This window comes from Mesorhizobium sp. IMUNJ 23232 (genome assembly GCF_044326205.1).
Taxonomy (GTDB): domain Bacteria; phylum Pseudomonadota; class Alphaproteobacteria; order Rhizobiales; family Rhizobiaceae; genus Kumtagia.
Genome location: NZ_JBIRCY010000023.1, coordinates 59,702 through 73,796 on the forward strand (window position 1 = coordinate 59,702; position 14,095 = coordinate 73,796).

General features: G+C 65.3%; 14 protein-coding genes. 1 reads left to right on the forward strand and 13 read right to left on the reverse strand.

The annotated features are described in order from the left end of the window. Positions 1-23: 23 nt before the first annotated feature. Positions 24-1,046, reverse strand: a complete 1,023-nt coding sequence (locus ACH196_RS17875) for an ABC transporter permease (protein ID WP_396648268.1) — start codon at positions 1,044-1,046, stop codon at positions 24-26. Positions 1,047-1,166: 120 nt separating this feature from the next. Next, entirely contained in the window at positions 1,167-1,943 is a 777-nt protein-coding gene (locus tag ACH196_RS17880) for a phytanoyl-CoA dioxygenase family protein (protein WP_396648269.1), read from the reverse strand. A gap of 183 nt (positions 1,944-2,126) precedes the next feature. Here ACH196_RS17880 and ACH196_RS17885 point away from each other — a divergent pair, with 183 nt between their 5' ends. After that, positions 2,127-3,005 (forward strand): helix-turn-helix domain-containing protein, encoded by an 879-nt coding sequence (locus ACH196_RS17885; protein WP_396648270.1) that lies wholly within the window; start codon positions 2,127-2,129, stop codon positions 3,003-3,005. Positions 3,006-3,036: 31 nt separating this feature from the next. On the opposite strand, the gene ACH196_RS17890 is transcribed toward ACH196_RS17885, so the two are convergent. From ACH196_RS17890 to ACH196_RS17940, 11 genes are all read right to left on the reverse strand, one after another. Next, positions 3,037-3,966: an ABC transporter permease gene (locus ACH196_RS17890; protein ID WP_396648271.1), complete on the reverse strand. Its 930-nt coding sequence runs from the start codon at positions 3,964-3,966 to the stop codon at positions 3,037-3,039. Then, on the reverse strand, positions 3,959-5,026 hold the full coding sequence (locus tag ACH196_RS17895) for an ABC transporter permease (RefSeq protein ID WP_396648272.1): 1,068 nt from the start codon (positions 5,024-5,026) through the stop codon (positions 3,959-3,961). The genes ACH196_RS17890 and ACH196_RS17895 overlap by 8 nt, the downstream gene beginning before the upstream one ends. Beyond that, positions 4,993-6,561 (reverse strand): ABC transporter ATP-binding protein, encoded by a 1,569-nt coding sequence (locus tag ACH196_RS17900; RefSeq protein ID WP_396648273.1) that lies wholly within the window; start codon positions 6,559-6,561, stop codon positions 4,993-4,995. The genes ACH196_RS17895 and ACH196_RS17900 overlap by 34 nt, the downstream gene beginning before the upstream one ends. Positions 6,562-6,568: 7 nt before the next feature. After that, the gene (locus ACH196_RS17905) at positions 6,569-7,525 is read right to left on the reverse strand and encodes a BMP family protein (protein WP_396648274.1); all 957 of its coding nucleotides are present in this window, start codon (positions 7,523-7,525) and stop codon (positions 6,569-6,571) included. A 47-nt stretch (positions 7,526-7,572) separates the two neighbouring features. After that, entirely contained in the window at positions 7,573-8,244 is a 672-nt protein-coding gene (locus ACH196_RS17910) for an isochorismatase family protein (RefSeq protein ID WP_396648275.1), read from the reverse strand. A 9-nt stretch (positions 8,245-8,253) separates the two neighbouring features. Beyond that, positions 8,254-8,853 carry a cupin domain-containing protein gene (locus ACH196_RS17915; protein ID WP_396648276.1) on the reverse strand — a complete coding sequence of 200 codons (600 nt, stop codon included), beginning with the start codon at positions 8,851-8,853 and terminating at the stop codon, positions 8,254-8,256. Between the two features lie 3 nt (positions 8,854-8,856). Beyond that, the gene (locus ACH196_RS17920; protein ID WP_396648277.1) at positions 8,857-9,138 is read right to left on the reverse strand and encodes an acetone carboxylase subunit gamma; all 282 of its coding nucleotides are present in this window, start codon (positions 9,136-9,138) and stop codon (positions 8,857-8,859) included. Then, a complete protein-coding gene (locus ACH196_RS17925) occupies positions 9,135-10,946 on the reverse strand; it encodes a hydantoinase B/oxoprolinase family protein (RefSeq protein WP_396648278.1) in 1,812 nt (603 codons plus the stop codon). The genes ACH196_RS17920 and ACH196_RS17925 overlap by 4 nt, the downstream gene beginning before the upstream one ends. 4 nt (positions 10,947-10,950) lie before the next feature. Then, positions 10,951-13,065: a hydantoinase/oxoprolinase family protein gene (locus ACH196_RS17930; RefSeq protein WP_396648279.1), complete on the reverse strand. Its 2,115-nt coding sequence runs from the start codon at positions 13,063-13,065 to the stop codon at positions 10,951-10,953. Then, positions 13,062-13,640 (reverse strand): helix-turn-helix domain-containing protein, encoded by a 579-nt coding sequence (locus ACH196_RS17935; protein WP_396648280.1) that lies wholly within the window; start codon positions 13,638-13,640, stop codon positions 13,062-13,064. The genes ACH196_RS17930 and ACH196_RS17935 overlap by 4 nt, the downstream gene beginning before the upstream one ends. A 326-nt stretch (positions 13,641-13,966) precedes the next feature. After that, positions 13,967-14,089, reverse strand: a complete 123-nt coding sequence (locus ACH196_RS17940) for a hypothetical protein (RefSeq protein WP_396648312.1) — start codon at positions 14,087-14,089, stop codon at positions 13,967-13,969. Positions 14,090-14,095 lie beyond the last annotated feature (6 nt).

The window sequence follows — 14,095 nt, forward strand, 5'->3', positions numbered from 1 at the left end:
CTCCCTTTTTGAAATCGTAGTCTTCAGGCCCGCTTGCGCATCGTCCATTTGTCGATGCCGACTGCGATGATGATGACGAGGCCGATCATCAGCTCCTGCACGAAGGGCGAGACGCCCATCAGCACGAGGCCGTTGCGCATGACGCCGATGATCAGCACGCCGAGAATGGTTCCGAGGATGGTGCCTTCGCCGCCCGACAGCGACGCGCCGCCAACGATGGTCGCGGCTATGACATCGAGTTCCAGCCCGAGGCCGGTGCGGCCGGCCTGGCCGCTGGGCAGGAAGGCGAGGCTCAAAATGCCGGCGAAGGCGGCGAGCACGCCCATCAGCACGAACGCCCAGATTTTCACCGTATTGACGGAAATGCCCGACACGCGCGCCGCCTTGGCGCTGCCGCCGACGGCGAAAACGCGAAAGCCGAAATTGGTGTAGGACAGCACGATCCAGGCAAGTGCGGCGATGACGATGAAGAAAACGAGCTGCATCGGCACGACGCCGAACAGGTAGCCCTGGCCCATATAGCTGAAGGTTTCGAGCACGCCGGCATCGGCGCCGTTGCGCACGTTGACAGTGACCGGCTGGCCGTTGGTGAGGATGAGCGCCGCGCCGCGCACGATCGACAGCATACCGAGCGTGGCGATCAGCGACGGCAGGCGGCCGTAGGTGGAGAGAACGCCGTTGATCAGCCCGATCACAACACCGGTAAAAAGTCCGACGGCAAGCGCCGGCATCAGACCCCAGCCGACGATGATCAGCATGCCGGTGGCCAGACCGGAGAACGCATAGGTCGAGCCGACGGAGAGATCGACCTCGCCCGAGATCAGCACGAAGGTCATGCCCACGGCCATGATGCCGAGCAGGGAAACCTGCCGGCCGACATTCAGCAAATTGAGCGAGGTCAGGAACCCGTCGGTGGCGACCGACAGGAACAGGCACAGCACGAGGAGCGCGAAAAACACGCCGGTTTCGCGTGCGCGCAAAAGCCTCGACAGCGAAAATCGGTCCATGGCAGGCGCGCGGGCGCCGGTCCTGACCGCATCGGCCATACGATATCCTCCCGTTGGGTTCGGCGGGCGTTATAAACGCGCCGCCTTGCCTTACTCACTCAGGTCGAAAAGTCCGGCCGAGCTCCTGTCCGGACCTTGCGTGTTATTCTTGCCGCCTCCTCAGGCGGCCTTTTCCGGCAGCATGCGGAAGGTGCCGGCCGGCACCTTCTTCAAGGCCTCGTAGTTTCCGTAGTCGCGCACTCGCTTGAACGGCGCGTTCTCGACCGCGTTGTAGGAACTGATATAGCCCCAGCGGTATGTGTCGGAATGGTTGGCGTCCGAGCGGTGCAACAGGTTGCCGTCGAACACCAGCGCATCGCCGGCTTCCATCTCGACATAGATGTGCTCGTAGCGCTTCAGCGCGGCTTCGAGATGTTCCTGCTCGACATTGGTCTGGCCGTCCTCGCGGATGTGGTTGAGGCGGCCGAGCTTGTGCGTGCCTTTCAGCACCTGAAGGCAACCATTCTCCTTGGTCGCCGTGTCGAGCGCGAGGTAGATGCTCATCATTTCCGGCGCGAGGCAGCCGTAATTATACCAGTAGCCAAAATCCTGGTGCCATTCCCAGGCGCCGCCCTCGTTGGGCTGCTTCATCGTCATCTTGTGGCTGTAGAGATAGATCGGTTTGCCGACGGCATCCTCGGCGAGGTCGACGAGACGCTCGTCGCGGGCGAGGTAGCCGTACTGGTCGTCCTCGGCGGTGTTCCACATCTTGAGAAGGGTCGTCTTGCCCTCCTTGTCGCCCTTGTGCATGACGGCGCCGGACTTGTTTTCAGCCTCGAGCTGCGCACGGGCACGGTCGCGGAACAGGTCGACCTCGTCTTTGGACAGAAGCCCCTTGCGGATGATGTATCCGTCGCGAGCGTAAAGCTCGGCCTCTTCCCTGGTCATCGCAAGCATCGGACTTCTCCCTGGCATGCACGAAAACTTCGCCCGTAGGGCACGGAACCAACCGCGAAAAGCTCGAAATCCCTGCTTTCCCGCCGACCCGGAGAGTTTCCTCAAACTCTCGACGCTCAGATTACGTCCGCTTGCCGAGAGGGGAAATGGACAAACAGAACGCAATTTTTGTATAAAACGCGCATGACTTCAAAAACCACCTTTCTCGAAAGTCTTCACTACGTCCCGGAAGCCGGGTGGACGCGCTCAGCGCTAACCGTGCTTCGCGCCGGCAAGGTCGCGGCCGGCCCAGATTACCGCGTTACCCGTGCCATCCATCAAGGCCAGGACATCGTCTATTGCCTGTCCGGCAACGGTTTTGTCGAAACGCTCGGCCAGCGCATCGAGATCGGGCCGGGCCAGTTGGCCTGGATCGCCAACGAGGCGCCGCACGCCCACATGGCCGATCCGCGCACGCCGTGGACAGTTCTGTGGTTCCGGTTCGACGGTCCCGATCCCGTCGCCCTGCGCGAAAAACTGTTCGGCGGCGGCCTGCCGCGGGTCGACTTTGTCGATGGCGCGCATCCGGTGCCCTGGTTCGAAAAATTGTTCGCGGCGCTGCGGCGGCGCGACGCCGGACTGGACCTGCGGCTCAACCACCTGGTCGCGGAATTCCTGACGATGGTCGACCAGACGCTGGCGGGAACGGCGGCGCGCGACTTCCCGATGCCGCTGGCCGTCTTGCTCGGCGCCATGCGCGCCGATCTCGGCCAGGCCTGGAGCGCCACTGACCTGTCGGAAGTCAGCGGCCTCGGTCATTCGCAGACCAGGCGGCTGTTTCGAAAACACCTGCGCACCAGCCCGCGCCAATGGCTGATCCGCGAGCGGCTCATGCAGGCACAGTCGCTGTTGCTGGAGAACGATGCGCCGCTGGCCGAGATCGCCGACCAATGCGGCTTCTGCGACGTCTACCATTTCGGGCGCGAGTTCAAGCGTTCCGTGGGCATCGCCCCCGCCGCGTGGCGCAGAAGCGAACTGGGCTCAAGGCCGACGGCACGACGCCTTCAACTGTTGGCCGAATAGCCAACAGGATTCCGGCATGGCGCCTGGCAGCTCAGCGCTGGCTGATGAACGGCATCCCCAGCGCCGCCGGCATGCGGCTGCTCCGCGATCCGACGGCGAGCGAGACGATCGCCACGACATAAGGGACGATGACGAAGAACTGGTAGGGCACGCCGGGAAAATAGGATTGCATGCGGATCTGGGCGGCGTCGGCTATGCCGAAGCCCAGCGCGACCAGCACCGCGAGCAGCGGATTCCAGCGCGCGAAGACCACGCAGGAGATCGCCAGGAAACCGCGCCCCGCCGTCATGTTCTCGACGAAACCCCAGAGCTGCGCCGTCGACAGGAACGCCCCGCCCATGCCGGCGAAGACCCCGCCAACCGTGACGCACAGGAACCGCACCCTGTCGACGCTACCGCCGGCGGCGTCGACCGCCGCGGGATAGTCTCCAGCCGCCTTGATGATCACGCCGAGCCGCGTCGCGGCAAGAATCCAGGCGAGCAGCAAGGCGGATGCAACGGCGATGTAGACCAGCGCGAACTGGCCGAACAGGATCGGTCCGACGAACGGAAGGTCAGCAAGGCCGAAGAGATCGAGTTCCTGGAAACCCGGCACCTGCACGGCCGATCCCCCCTGCGCCAGCGTCAGGCGAAATCCGTAGCCGGAGAGGCCGAGGCCGAGAAACAGCAGCGCGATGCCGCTGACGATCTGCTCGACTTTCAGCCGCACCGTAAAATAGCCATGCAAGGCGCCGAGCAGCGCCCCGGCAAGCATCGCCGCCAGCAGCCCGGTCCAGCCGTTTCCGGACAGCACGGTGAACAGCACCGCGGCGAAGGCGCCCACCAGCATGATGCCCTCGATGCCGACATTGATGACGCCGGCGCGCTGCGACAGCGTCTCGCCGATAGCGGCCAGCGCGATCGGCGTGGCAAGGCGGATGCCGGCGGCAAGCAGTCCACTCAGGAACAGCGCCTCATCCATCGGCCGTCTCCGCCACCGGCTCCTTGCGGCGGGCCGCATAAGCGACGCTGCCGGCCAGGAAGACCAGGATGATGGTGCCCTCGATGATGTTGATGATCGGGAACGGCACGACGCCGTTGCGCGCCAGAGCGCCGAGGCCGACATAAAACAGCGAGAACACGAAGGCCGAGAACGGCACGAGCAACGGATTGAGCCGCGCCACCAGCGCAACGGCGATTGCCGTGATGCCGAAGCCGGGCGCGAAACCTTCCTGCAGGCGGCCGTAGAGGCCCGATATCTCCACCGCGCCAGCCAGCCCGGCCAGCGCGCCGGAGATCGCCAGCACGATGCCGGCGATGGTCCCGGGATTCATGCCGGCATAACGCGCCGCATGCTCATTGGCGCCGACGACCGCCAGCTTGAAACCGAAGCGCGATTTTCCGGCAAGCAACGCGGTGACGATCACCGCGACAATTGCAACCAGAAGCCCGGCATGAATGCGTGTCCCGTCGAACAGTACCGGCAGCCGCAGCGCCCGGTCGATGGCGTCGGAGCGCGGGATGACCTTCATCTTTTCCTGCATCGGGCCGCGCACCAGCCATGATAGGATCTGGATCGCGACATAGTTCAGCATGATGGTGGCGATGATTTCGTTACCGCCGAAACGCGCCTTGATCAGCCCGGCAATGCCGCCCCAGAGTGCGCCGCCGGCGAGACCGGCTGCGAGGAAGATCAGCAGCCCGATGGCGTTGGCGGGCAGGAGCGGCGCAAGCGCCACGGCGAGCACACTACCGGCGATCAGTTGCCCGTCCATGCCGATGTTGAAGACCCGCGCCCGGAAAGCGAGGGCAATGCCCAGCCCCATGATGGTGAGCGGGATCGTACGCAGCACAGCTTCCAGCAGTCCTGCCCGCGTCAGCAGCGCGCGCTGAAAGATGCCGGCGAGGACGGAGAGCGGATTGGCGCCGGCGAGCAGGATCGCGCCCAGCACCATCATCACCAGCAAGGCGCAGGCGGCGAGCGCCTCGCGGCGCGGCAGGGCCGGGTTCATGCCGCTGCACCCGCGTGGCCGGCGATCCATGCGCCGATCTCGTCGCGCCCGACCGAGTCGCATCGTGCCGGGCCGAAGACGCGGCCATCGGCAAACACCACGATACGGTCGGCCAATTGCAGGATCTCGTCGAGATCGGAGGACAAAAGCAGCACCGTCTTGCCGGCGTCTCGGGCGTTTTCCAGCAGGCCATGGACGAAACGGATCGTCTTGATGTCGAGCCCGCGCGACGGATGGGCGGCAAGGATCAGGCGCGGGTCGCCGTCCATCTCGCGCGCAAGCACGACCTTCTGCTGGTTGCCGCCGGAAAGCCGGTCCATGCGGTCGGCCGGGCCGCGCGAGCGGACCTGGAATTCCGAGAGCCGCGATGCGACCCGTCGGTCGAGTGCAGCTTCGCGCAGAAGGCCGAGGCGGACAAGGGTGGGATCGTCCGCATGGCCGAGCAGATAGTTGCGGGCCAGCGTCATGCCGGCGACGATGCCGGAACGGCGTCGGTCTTCGGGGATATGCGCGACCCCTGCCCGCCTCAGCCGCGTTGCGGTCCAGCGGCCGCCTTGGGATGTCTCTCCCAGGCATTCGACGGAACCCGCATCCGGCAGCGCCATGCCGGCCAGCACCCGCACCAGCTCGCTCTGGCCGTTGCCGTCGACCCCCGCAACGGCGACGATCTCGCCGGCGTGCAGGTCGAGCGACAGGCCGGACACGGCGAACGAACCATTTTGCCGGCGAAGTGCGACGTCCCTGATCCGGCAGATCGCCTGGCCCACAGGTGCAGGCGCGCGCCGTGCCGGCCTCCCGGAGACAATGCCCGCCGCTTCGGTCGCATCGCGCGCGCCGATCATATGGGCCACGATGCCCTGCGGGGCAAGATCGGGTACGGCCGCCATCGCAGTCACGGCCCCGTTGCGCAGCACCACCGCGCAGTCGGCGACGGCAAAAATGTCGTCGAGCTTGTGGGTGATCAAGATGACCGCCGTGCCCTCGGCCTTCAGGCGGCGGATGGTGGCGAACAGATGCGCCTTGTCGTCCGGCCCGAGCACGGCGGTCGGCTCGTCGAGGATCAGCAGCCGTACCTTGCGTATCAGCGCCTTGACGATCTCGATGCGCTGCTGATGCGCGACATCCATGGCATCGACGCGCTGGCCCTCGTCGAACTGGAAACCCAGCCGCGCGACAGCTTCTCTTACGCGCTGCGTGAGCGAGGCCCGGTCGAGGCGGCCATGCCCCAGTTCGGGAAGGCTGAGCGCGATGTTGTCCAGCGCCGTAAGCGTCGGCACCAGCATGAAATGCTGGTGCACGACGCCGATGCCGGCTGCGGCTGAAGCTGCCGGAGAAGAAAAATGCGCCGGTTTTCCGTCGACGAGGATGCGCCCTTCGTCCGGCAGCAGCAGGCCGGAAAGCAAGTTGACGATCGTCGACTTTCCGGCGCCGTTCTCGCCGACAAGCGCCACGACTTCGCCGGCCGCGACCGAGAAGTCGACGGCCCGGTTGGCGACGACCGTTCCGAACCGCTTCGTTACGCCTTCCAGCGCGACGAGCGGCGGCTTTGCTGCGGGGCCGGACATCGACGGATCAGGGCAGGTCGGTGATCTTCCCGGCGGCGATGTCCTTCATCAGCCCGTCGATCTTCGCCAGATCCTCCGGCTTGAACTGCTTCTCAAAGTCGCGGAATGGCGCGAGGCCGATGCCGCCTTCATTGAGCCCGAGCACATAGGTCTCCGGCTTGAGGCTGCCGTCCATCAGGCGGCCGACGGCCAGATCGATGTTGACGTCCATGTTGATCAGCGCCGTGGTGATGATCGTCTCGGGCGCCATCGCCTGGCTGTCGAAGGCCGTGCCGATGGCATGCACCTTGGCCTTCTGCGCGGCCTGGATAGTTCCGACGACGTTCTCGTTGCCGGTCGAGGTCACCACGTCGGCGCCCTGCTCGATGAGCGAGGTGGTGATCTCCGCGCCGCGGGCAATGTCGGAAAAGGAACCGACATAGGCCGAAAGCACCTTGACGTCGGGGCGGAAGCGCTTGGCGCCCGTCTCGAAACCCTTGTTGTAGTCCTCGATCACCGGCACAGGGATGGCGCCGATGTGGCCGATCGTGCCGCTCTTCGAATAAAGCGCCGCGACGGTCCCGGCCATGTAGCCAGCATCGCCCCAGCGATTGTCGAAGGAGGCGACATTGGGCTCGGCGGCCACCTGTGCGGTGTTCACCACGAACCACGTATTCGGGTAGTCCGCGTGGATGTTCATCACCGGCTCGGCGAACTGGAAGCCGTGGCCTATGACCATGTCGTAGCCTTCCTCGGCATAGGAACGCAGCACATCCTCGATCTGCGCGAAATCGGTGTTCTCGCGGACCACGACCTCGATGTCGTATTTCGCCTTCGCCGCCTCGATGCCCTTGTTGGCGGCGGAGTTGAAGGTTCCGTCGGTGATCGGCCCCGGCAGAACCAGCGCGATCTTCTTGCTCGCGGCCTGCACGGGCGCGATCAGCAGCCCCAGCGCAAGCGCCGTACCCATCAGAAATTTCAGCATGTCGGTTCCCCTTGCTTATTTATTAGTCGATTAATTATCGTCTGCCGTCAGGCGCGCAGCCGCTCCAGGATCTCCTCTGTCGTCATGACGTCGCCGAACTGCTGGATGATGTTTTCGAGACTGGCCTGGTGCTCCTGGTCGGAAAGCGCGGCGGTGCCGTCCGAAACCATCACCACCTTGAAATCCATCATCATCGCGTCGCGGGCGGTGGATTCGCAGCAGATGTTGGTCTTGGTGCCGCAGATCAGCAGCGTGTCGATGTCGAGGCTGCGCAGCATCCGCTCCAGTTGCGAGGAGCCCGGCACCAGCGCGCTGTAGCGGTTCTTGAACAGTTTCAGGTCCGAAGCGTCGACCTCCAGCTCGTGCCAGATGGCCTGACCCGAGCCGCCCGGCGACAGGCTCTCGATGGTGCGGCGGCGCACGTCGTCGGCGACGAAATGGTCGAAGAAATTACGCCAGTCGCTGTTGTTGCCGACGCCGACATTGGCGTGCGTGCACCAGACCACCGTGCCGCCGGCCTCGCGTAAGCCTGCCGCCAGCCGGTTAATCGCCTTGACGATGCTGCGCGACGCAGGCACCTCCGCCGGCGCGCCGGGCTCGCAAAAGGTCTTCTGCATGTCGATGACGACCAGCGCCGTGCGCGCCGCCGACAATGTGTCGAACAGGTGCAGTTGCCCCCTGCGGGCGACGACGCGATCGATGATGTGCTGGCTGATCATTTTTCTCTCCTAGAATGACAGGCCGTCGGAGAAGACCCACAACAGCACCGCCGTCCCGTCGCCCTGATTCATCCAGCGATGCGGCGTGTCGCATTTGAAGTGCAGCGTATCGCCCTCGGTGAGCCGGTACTCGGTGCCGTCGACATCGTAGGTGATGGTGCCCGACAGCACGTGCACAAGTTCCTCGCCGGCATGGCTCATGCGCTCCGAGCCGGAATGCGCGCCGGGGCTGATCGTGCCGATGCGCGATTCAAGCACGCCCGGCACGAAGCCGATGTTCAGATCTTCCAGCACCATCGCCATTTCGGGAAAGTCGCGACGCCCGCGCTGCGCCCGGCGCACCACGGAATGCCGGGCGTGCCGCGTGCGGGTACGGTCGACCAGGAAGCCGAGATTGGCGTCGAGCGCGGAAGCGAGGTTGATCGCATGGACCAAGCTGGGATTGAGCAGGCCATTCTCGATCTTGCTGATCGTGCTGCCCGGCACGCTGGAGCTGGCAGCGAGGTCGGCGATGCTCAGGCCGCGGTCACGGCGCAACAGGCGCAGCCGCTGCCCGAGCGTCTCCGCCGCCATGCTCTCGTCCCTGGCCCTGACCTTTCCCGTCGCCACGGCCTAGCCTCTCACCCGGTCGATCAGGAACGGCTCGCCCGGCAGCGCGGTTTCGGCGTCGAGCGTCTCGCCGCAGGACGGGCAATAGAAACGCCGGAACAGAACCGGGCTCTCGGTGCGGAACGTCTCGCCGCCGACTTCCGCCAGCGGCCGTTCGTCGAGCACGGCCTGTTCCTTCCAGACGCCCGTTGCCGGGCCGAGGTCGTGCCCGCAGCCGCGGCAGGCGATGCGGCGCGCCGCCATCTCGCCCGTGAGCACCAGCGTTGGCGAAAAGGAGACGCTCATCGTGCCGCCTCCTTGCCGATCCGCGCCGATTTGCGCGCGTCGCGCATCGCCAGCGTGGCGTCGGGGTCGGCAACGCCCGCGCTCGACAGGACGACGCCATAGACATCGCGGGCGGTTTCCAACCCCACCAGCCCGTCCGCCACATCGGCGGCGACGCGCTCGGGCTCGCGGTCGAGCGGGTCGCCATAGCCGCCACCGCCATTCCAGCGGACATAAAGCGCATCCTCGCCCATCAGCGGGAAGACGCCCCAGGAGACCGCCTCGCCGGCGCCGGGCAGGCCAGCCGGCGGCGCAGGATCGGCAACGCCGTCGCCATGCTTCTTCACCCAGACATATTTGTTCGGCGCGCCGGGCAGCCCGCCGGCGAGACCGTCGCTCATCGGATGGCGGGCGCCCTTGCCGGAGATCACGTAATGGATGCCGCCGTCCGGCGCCTTGTGCGGCACGATGGCGAGTTCGCCGCCGCTGCCGCCACGCCAACGCCCAGGGCCGCCAGAATCCTTCATGCGGCGGCGGAACAGGTAGCGGACCGGGAAATTCGCCTCCGCCGTCTCGACATTGGCCATGCGCGAGATCGGGTTGGGGATCTCGCCGCCGATATCGACGCCGTCACCGAAGGAGCGCGCCCCGCCGGCCCCCGCGAAAGTCTCGGTAAGGATGCCGATCGAATGGCCGCCTCTCTGGTTGCGACCGAACTTGAAGATGGCGAAATGGTTGGCGTGCCAGACCGCCGTCGCCTGCTCGCGGTAACGGTCGCTCGCGGCCAGCATCTTGCCGATCGTCGCGCAGGCCGCGTTGTTGACCGACTGGATTGCGGCGACGGTCGCCACCGACACCGGCGCCGGCCGGGTGCAGTTCACGATCGAGCCCTCCGGCGCGATCATCTCGACCGGCCGGATAACGCCTTCGTTCCAGGTGATGTCGTAGCAGAGCAGCGGGAACAGCGGCGCAAACAGCCCGCCGAGCGACGCCCATTTCGTGCAGTTGATGGCGTGCCGGCTCTGCTCGCTGGAACCGGTGAAGTCGAAGACCAGGCTGTCGCCGCTCTTGGTCATGGTCAGCCGCACGGTGGCCGTTTCGCCGTTCACGTCGAGATACTGGCGCGACTGCCACTCGCCGTCAGGCAACTCCTTCAGGCGCGCGCGGAACAGCATTTCGGACTGGCGGATCAGTTCCGATCCAGCCGCATCCACAGTCTCGTAGCCATATTTAGCGGTTAGCGCCTGCATGCGTTCGCGCGCGACATTGTTGCAGGCGATCATCGAGCGCAGGTCGAGCATGACCATTTCGGGCGAGCGCACCATGTTCAGCATGGTGTCGATCACGTCCTGCACCATCTCGCCCTGGTCGACGATCTTGATGCCTGGCGAGGAGAAACCCTCCGTGTAGATGTCCACTGATTGCGGGCTGAAGCCGCCGGGGTTCATGGCGCCGATGTCGTAGACATGGACGAAGCAGGCGCTCCACGCGACCAGCCGGCCCTCGAAATGGATCGGCGCCACCAGATAGATGTCGGAAGTGTGGAGCGCCGCCGTATAGGGGTCGTTGAGCAGGAAGACATCGCCTTCGCGGATGCGGCCTTTGAAGCGCCTGATGATCGACTTGCAGGCCTCGGCGGCGCTGGTCAGGTGATGCAGGAAGCCAACGCCGCCCATCAGCAGGGAGCCGTCGGCGCGATAGAGCGACACCATCAGGTCGTGTCCCTCATTGGTGATGGCGCTGCCGGAAACATGCTTCAGCGTAATCACCGCCTCGTCGACGATGCGGAACAGCCGATGGCGGATGATCGAGAAGGTCATCGGATCCATGGCCTCAACCCTCCATATCGAGCACGATGTTGCGATAGCCGTCCATGCGCGCGCTCTGGCCCTGCTGCACCGCGATGGTGGTGATCGGCGTATGGATCACCGCCGGGCCGCTCAGCCGGTTTCCCGGCGCGAGTTTTGTGAAGTCATAGATATCGGCTTCGGCCAGCGCGCCCCTGGCCTCGACGAAAATGCGGCGGCGGCCGATCCGGGCGGCGCTTGCATCGGCAGCCCCCTCCGTCTCCTTCGGCAGCTTCGGCCGCTGCATCAGGCCGCTGGCGGTCAGCCGGAACATCGTCATCTCGATGCCTGCCTCCCGATAGGCGGAACCCCTCCCGAACTTTCGTTCGTAGAGGCTCTCGAAATCGTCAATCAGGGCAGCGAGGGCAGCCGTGTCCAGCGGCGTGCGGGCGTGCACTGGCGTCGTCACTTCGTGAACCTGGCGGCGGTAGCGAAGGTCGACCGACCAGTCGAAACGCGTATCGCTGCCAGTGAACCCTTCCGCCTCGAGTTGGCGGTGGGCGCTCTCCATCAGCGGCGCGAAGATGGCGTTGACCGCCTCCGGTGAAACATCCGAGGGCAGCGTCGTGGTCGTCGAATATTCGTGGCGGACATCCGCCGTGACCAGCCCGAAGGCACAGTTCACCGAGGCCGTGTAGGGGATGACGATGCGGCGCACCGCCAGTTCCTCGCCAAAGGCGGAAGCCAGCATGCCGCATGTGCCGCCGAAGGAGTGCAGCACGAAATCACGCGGGTCGAGACCGCGTTCGACGGTGATCTTGCGGATCAGGTCGGTAATCTGCGCGGCCGCGATGCGGTAGATGCCGATCGCCGCTTCCTCGACCGAAACGCCGAGCGGATCGGCGATCTTCCCCTTGAAGATGCGATGCGCGTTGTCGCGGTCGAGCGTCATGGAGCCACGCAGGAAATGCGACGGCTCCATGTAGCCGATCAGCAGCATCACGTCGGTCAGCGTCGGCTCGGTGCCGCCCAGCCCATAGCAGATCGGTCCGGGGCGCGAGCCGGCCGAACGCGGCCCGACCGTCGGCAGCCTGGTCTTGGGATCGAGTTGCACGATGCTGCCGCCGCCGGCGCCGATCGACACGACGTCGATCTTCGGCGCGACATAATGGAAGCGGTCGACCAGCGGTTCGCGCGCATAGTCGAGTTCGCCGCCCTGGATGACGCCGACCTTGAAAGTCGTGCCGCCCATGTCGGCGGCGATGATGTCGCCGTCGCCCATTAACTCGCCCAAAAATTTCGCGCCGATGACGCCGGCGGCCGGACCGCATTCGATCATGCCGACTGCGCGCTCGGCCGCCTCGCCGGCCGGCAGCAGCCCGCCATAACCCTGCATGACCATGGTCTGACCCCGATAGCCGTTCTCGCCAAGCAGCCGCTCCAGCGAGTTAAGGTAGTCCCGCGTGATCCGTCCGGCATAGGCGTTGATGACCGCCGTCGAAGTCCGTTCATATTCGCCGGGCACCGGCGCGATGTCGCTCGACAGCGTGACATAGGCTTGCGGCGCGACCTTGCCGATCAGGTCGCGGACCGCGCGTTCGTGATCGGCGTTGAAGAAGGACCAGAGAAAGGAGACGGCGATGGCTTCGACCTTCTTCTCCTTGACCAGGAAGCGGACGGCCCGCTCGGCCGCGGCAAGATCCAGTGCCTCGACCACCTCGCCGTTGCAGTCGACGCGTTCACGCACGCCGGCGATCGCACCGGTCTCGACCAGCGCCGGTGCACGATCGGTCTTGACCGGGTTCTTGATGCCTTCCTCGGTGAGGCCCGACCAGCGGCCATAGGCGCCGCGCGTGACCAGCAGCGTGTCCTCGAACCCTTCAGTGGTGATCAGCCCTGTGCGCGCGCCCTCGCGGGTCAGCACCGTATTGTCGACGACCGTCGAGCCGTGGACGAACAGGCTGGTGCGTTCAAGCAGTTCGCGGCGCGAGATACCCATGATCTCGGCGGCGGACTGGATCGAGTTCAACACGCCGTCGGCGAAGTCGGGCGGCGTCGACAGCGCTTTGCCGATATGGATCTCGCCGGCCGACGTGACGACAATGGTGTCGGTGCAGGTGCCGCCGACATCGGTCGCCACGATGTAAGTCGTCCCGGTCATTCCCGCTCCTGTCGCTCCGCCGATCCCTCGGCGCCGTCGGCCGCCACCGCTTCGACGACCAGCAGCCGTCCGCCGGACGCATTGCCGCGCCAGCCGCCGAGCACCCCCGCCTGCGCGTGAAAACTGTCGCCCTGCCGCAAGCTGCTTTCCTCACCGTCGAGGGAAACCGCGACGGCTCCGTCCAGCACATGGCCGAACACGGCGCCCGCAGGCAGGACGGCAGCAGGCTCGCCGTCGAACCGCAGGATGCGCGCCCGCATGCGCGGCTCGGGAAGCCGGCGCGTCAGTTCAACGGATGTTTCATTTGGTTTCGGTGCCGGCGTGAAATCGAGAATCGGCGCGTTTCGCCGCGCTGCGCCGACGAGCTCGTCGAGCGTGACGCCGAGCACGTCGGTGATGCTCACCACAGTGGCAAGGCTGGGATTGGTCCGCCCGGCTTCCAGATCGCGGATCGCCCGCTCGGAAAGGTCTGCTGCTTGCGCCAGTTGCGTCAGCGTCCGGCCGGACTTTTCCCGGAGCAGGCGAAGCTGCCTGCCGATCCGGCGGATCTCGGTATCTCTCGATCGCGATGTCATCGGTCTCGTACGGCATTTCAAAATGCACCGCAAAGAGAACCGAATTGAAATAGCCTGTCAATGCCCAATCGGCCGCGTTCGGAAAGCAAACACGACGCAGGTTGCCGTCGGTCCGCAACGCCCAAAGCGCGGTTTTCCGCCACAAAAGACGCGCGTCAGGTCGATGAAGCCTCACTATCTTGACCGCTCGTCAAACCAGTGAAATTGTTTCACTTTCTGCACATGACGCGACGCTTGAGTGGCAACAACCCAGCCTCTGACAAAAGCGTGGCTCAACGGCGGATTCGCGCTTCACGGGCACCCATGGCGTCCTGTATTTGGCCGCGTCAGCCGCCGTAGTGAGAAATATCGGCAGCTCCTTGCAATCCTGCGCCTTCCACCAGAAATCCCATACAGACCGACGAACCGTCGGGGAGGTTGAGTGAACCGATGCCGAGCGGAGCCGGTATGGCTCA

Bases quoted from the DNA above. Each gene is read 5' to 3' on its own strand.
- ACH196_RS17925 (WP_396648278.1), bottom strand. From the start codon at position 10,946: ATGGATCCGATGACCTTCTCGATCATCCGCCATCGGCTGTTCCGCATC.
- ACH196_RS17885 (WP_396648270.1), top strand. From the start codon at position 2,127: ATGACTTCAAAAACCACCTTTCTCGAAAGTCTTCACTACGTCCCGGAA.
- ACH196_RS17905 (WP_396648274.1), bottom strand. From the start codon at position 7,525: ATGCTGAAATTTCTGATGGGTACGGCGCTTGCGCTGGGGCTGCTGATC.
- ACH196_RS17920 (WP_396648277.1), bottom strand. From the start codon at position 9,138: ATGAGCGTCTCCTTTTCGCCAACGCTGGTGCTCACGGGCGAGATGGCG.
- ACH196_RS17910 (WP_396648275.1), bottom strand. From the start codon at position 8,244: ATGATCAGCCAGCACATCATCGATCGCGTCGTCGCCCGCAGGGGGCAA.
- ACH196_RS17890 (WP_396648271.1), bottom strand. From the start codon at position 3,966: ATGGATGAGGCGCTGTTCCTGAGTGGACTGCTTGCCGCCGGCATCCGC.
- ACH196_RS17935 (WP_396648280.1), bottom strand. From the start codon at position 13,640: ATGACATCGCGATCGAGAGATACCGAGATCCGCCGGATCGGCAGGCAG.
- ACH196_RS17930 (WP_396648279.1), bottom strand. From the start codon at position 13,065: ATGACCGGGACGACTTACATCGTGGCGACCGATGTCGGCGGCACCTGC.
- ACH196_RS17880 (WP_396648269.1), bottom strand. From the start codon at position 1,943: ATGCTTGCGATGACCAGGGAAGAGGCCGAGCTTTACGCTCGCGACGGA.
- ACH196_RS17895 (WP_396648272.1), bottom strand. From the start codon at position 5,026: ATGGATCGCCGGCCACGCGGGTGCAGCGGCATGAACCCGGCCCTGCCG.
- ACH196_RS17875 (WP_396648268.1), bottom strand. From the start codon at position 1,046: ATGGCCGATGCGGTCAGGACCGGCGCCCGCGCGCCTGCCATGGACCGA.
- ACH196_RS17900 (WP_396648273.1), bottom strand. From the start codon at position 6,561: ATGTCCGGCCCCGCAGCAAAGCCGCCGCTCGTCGCGCTGGAAGGCGTA.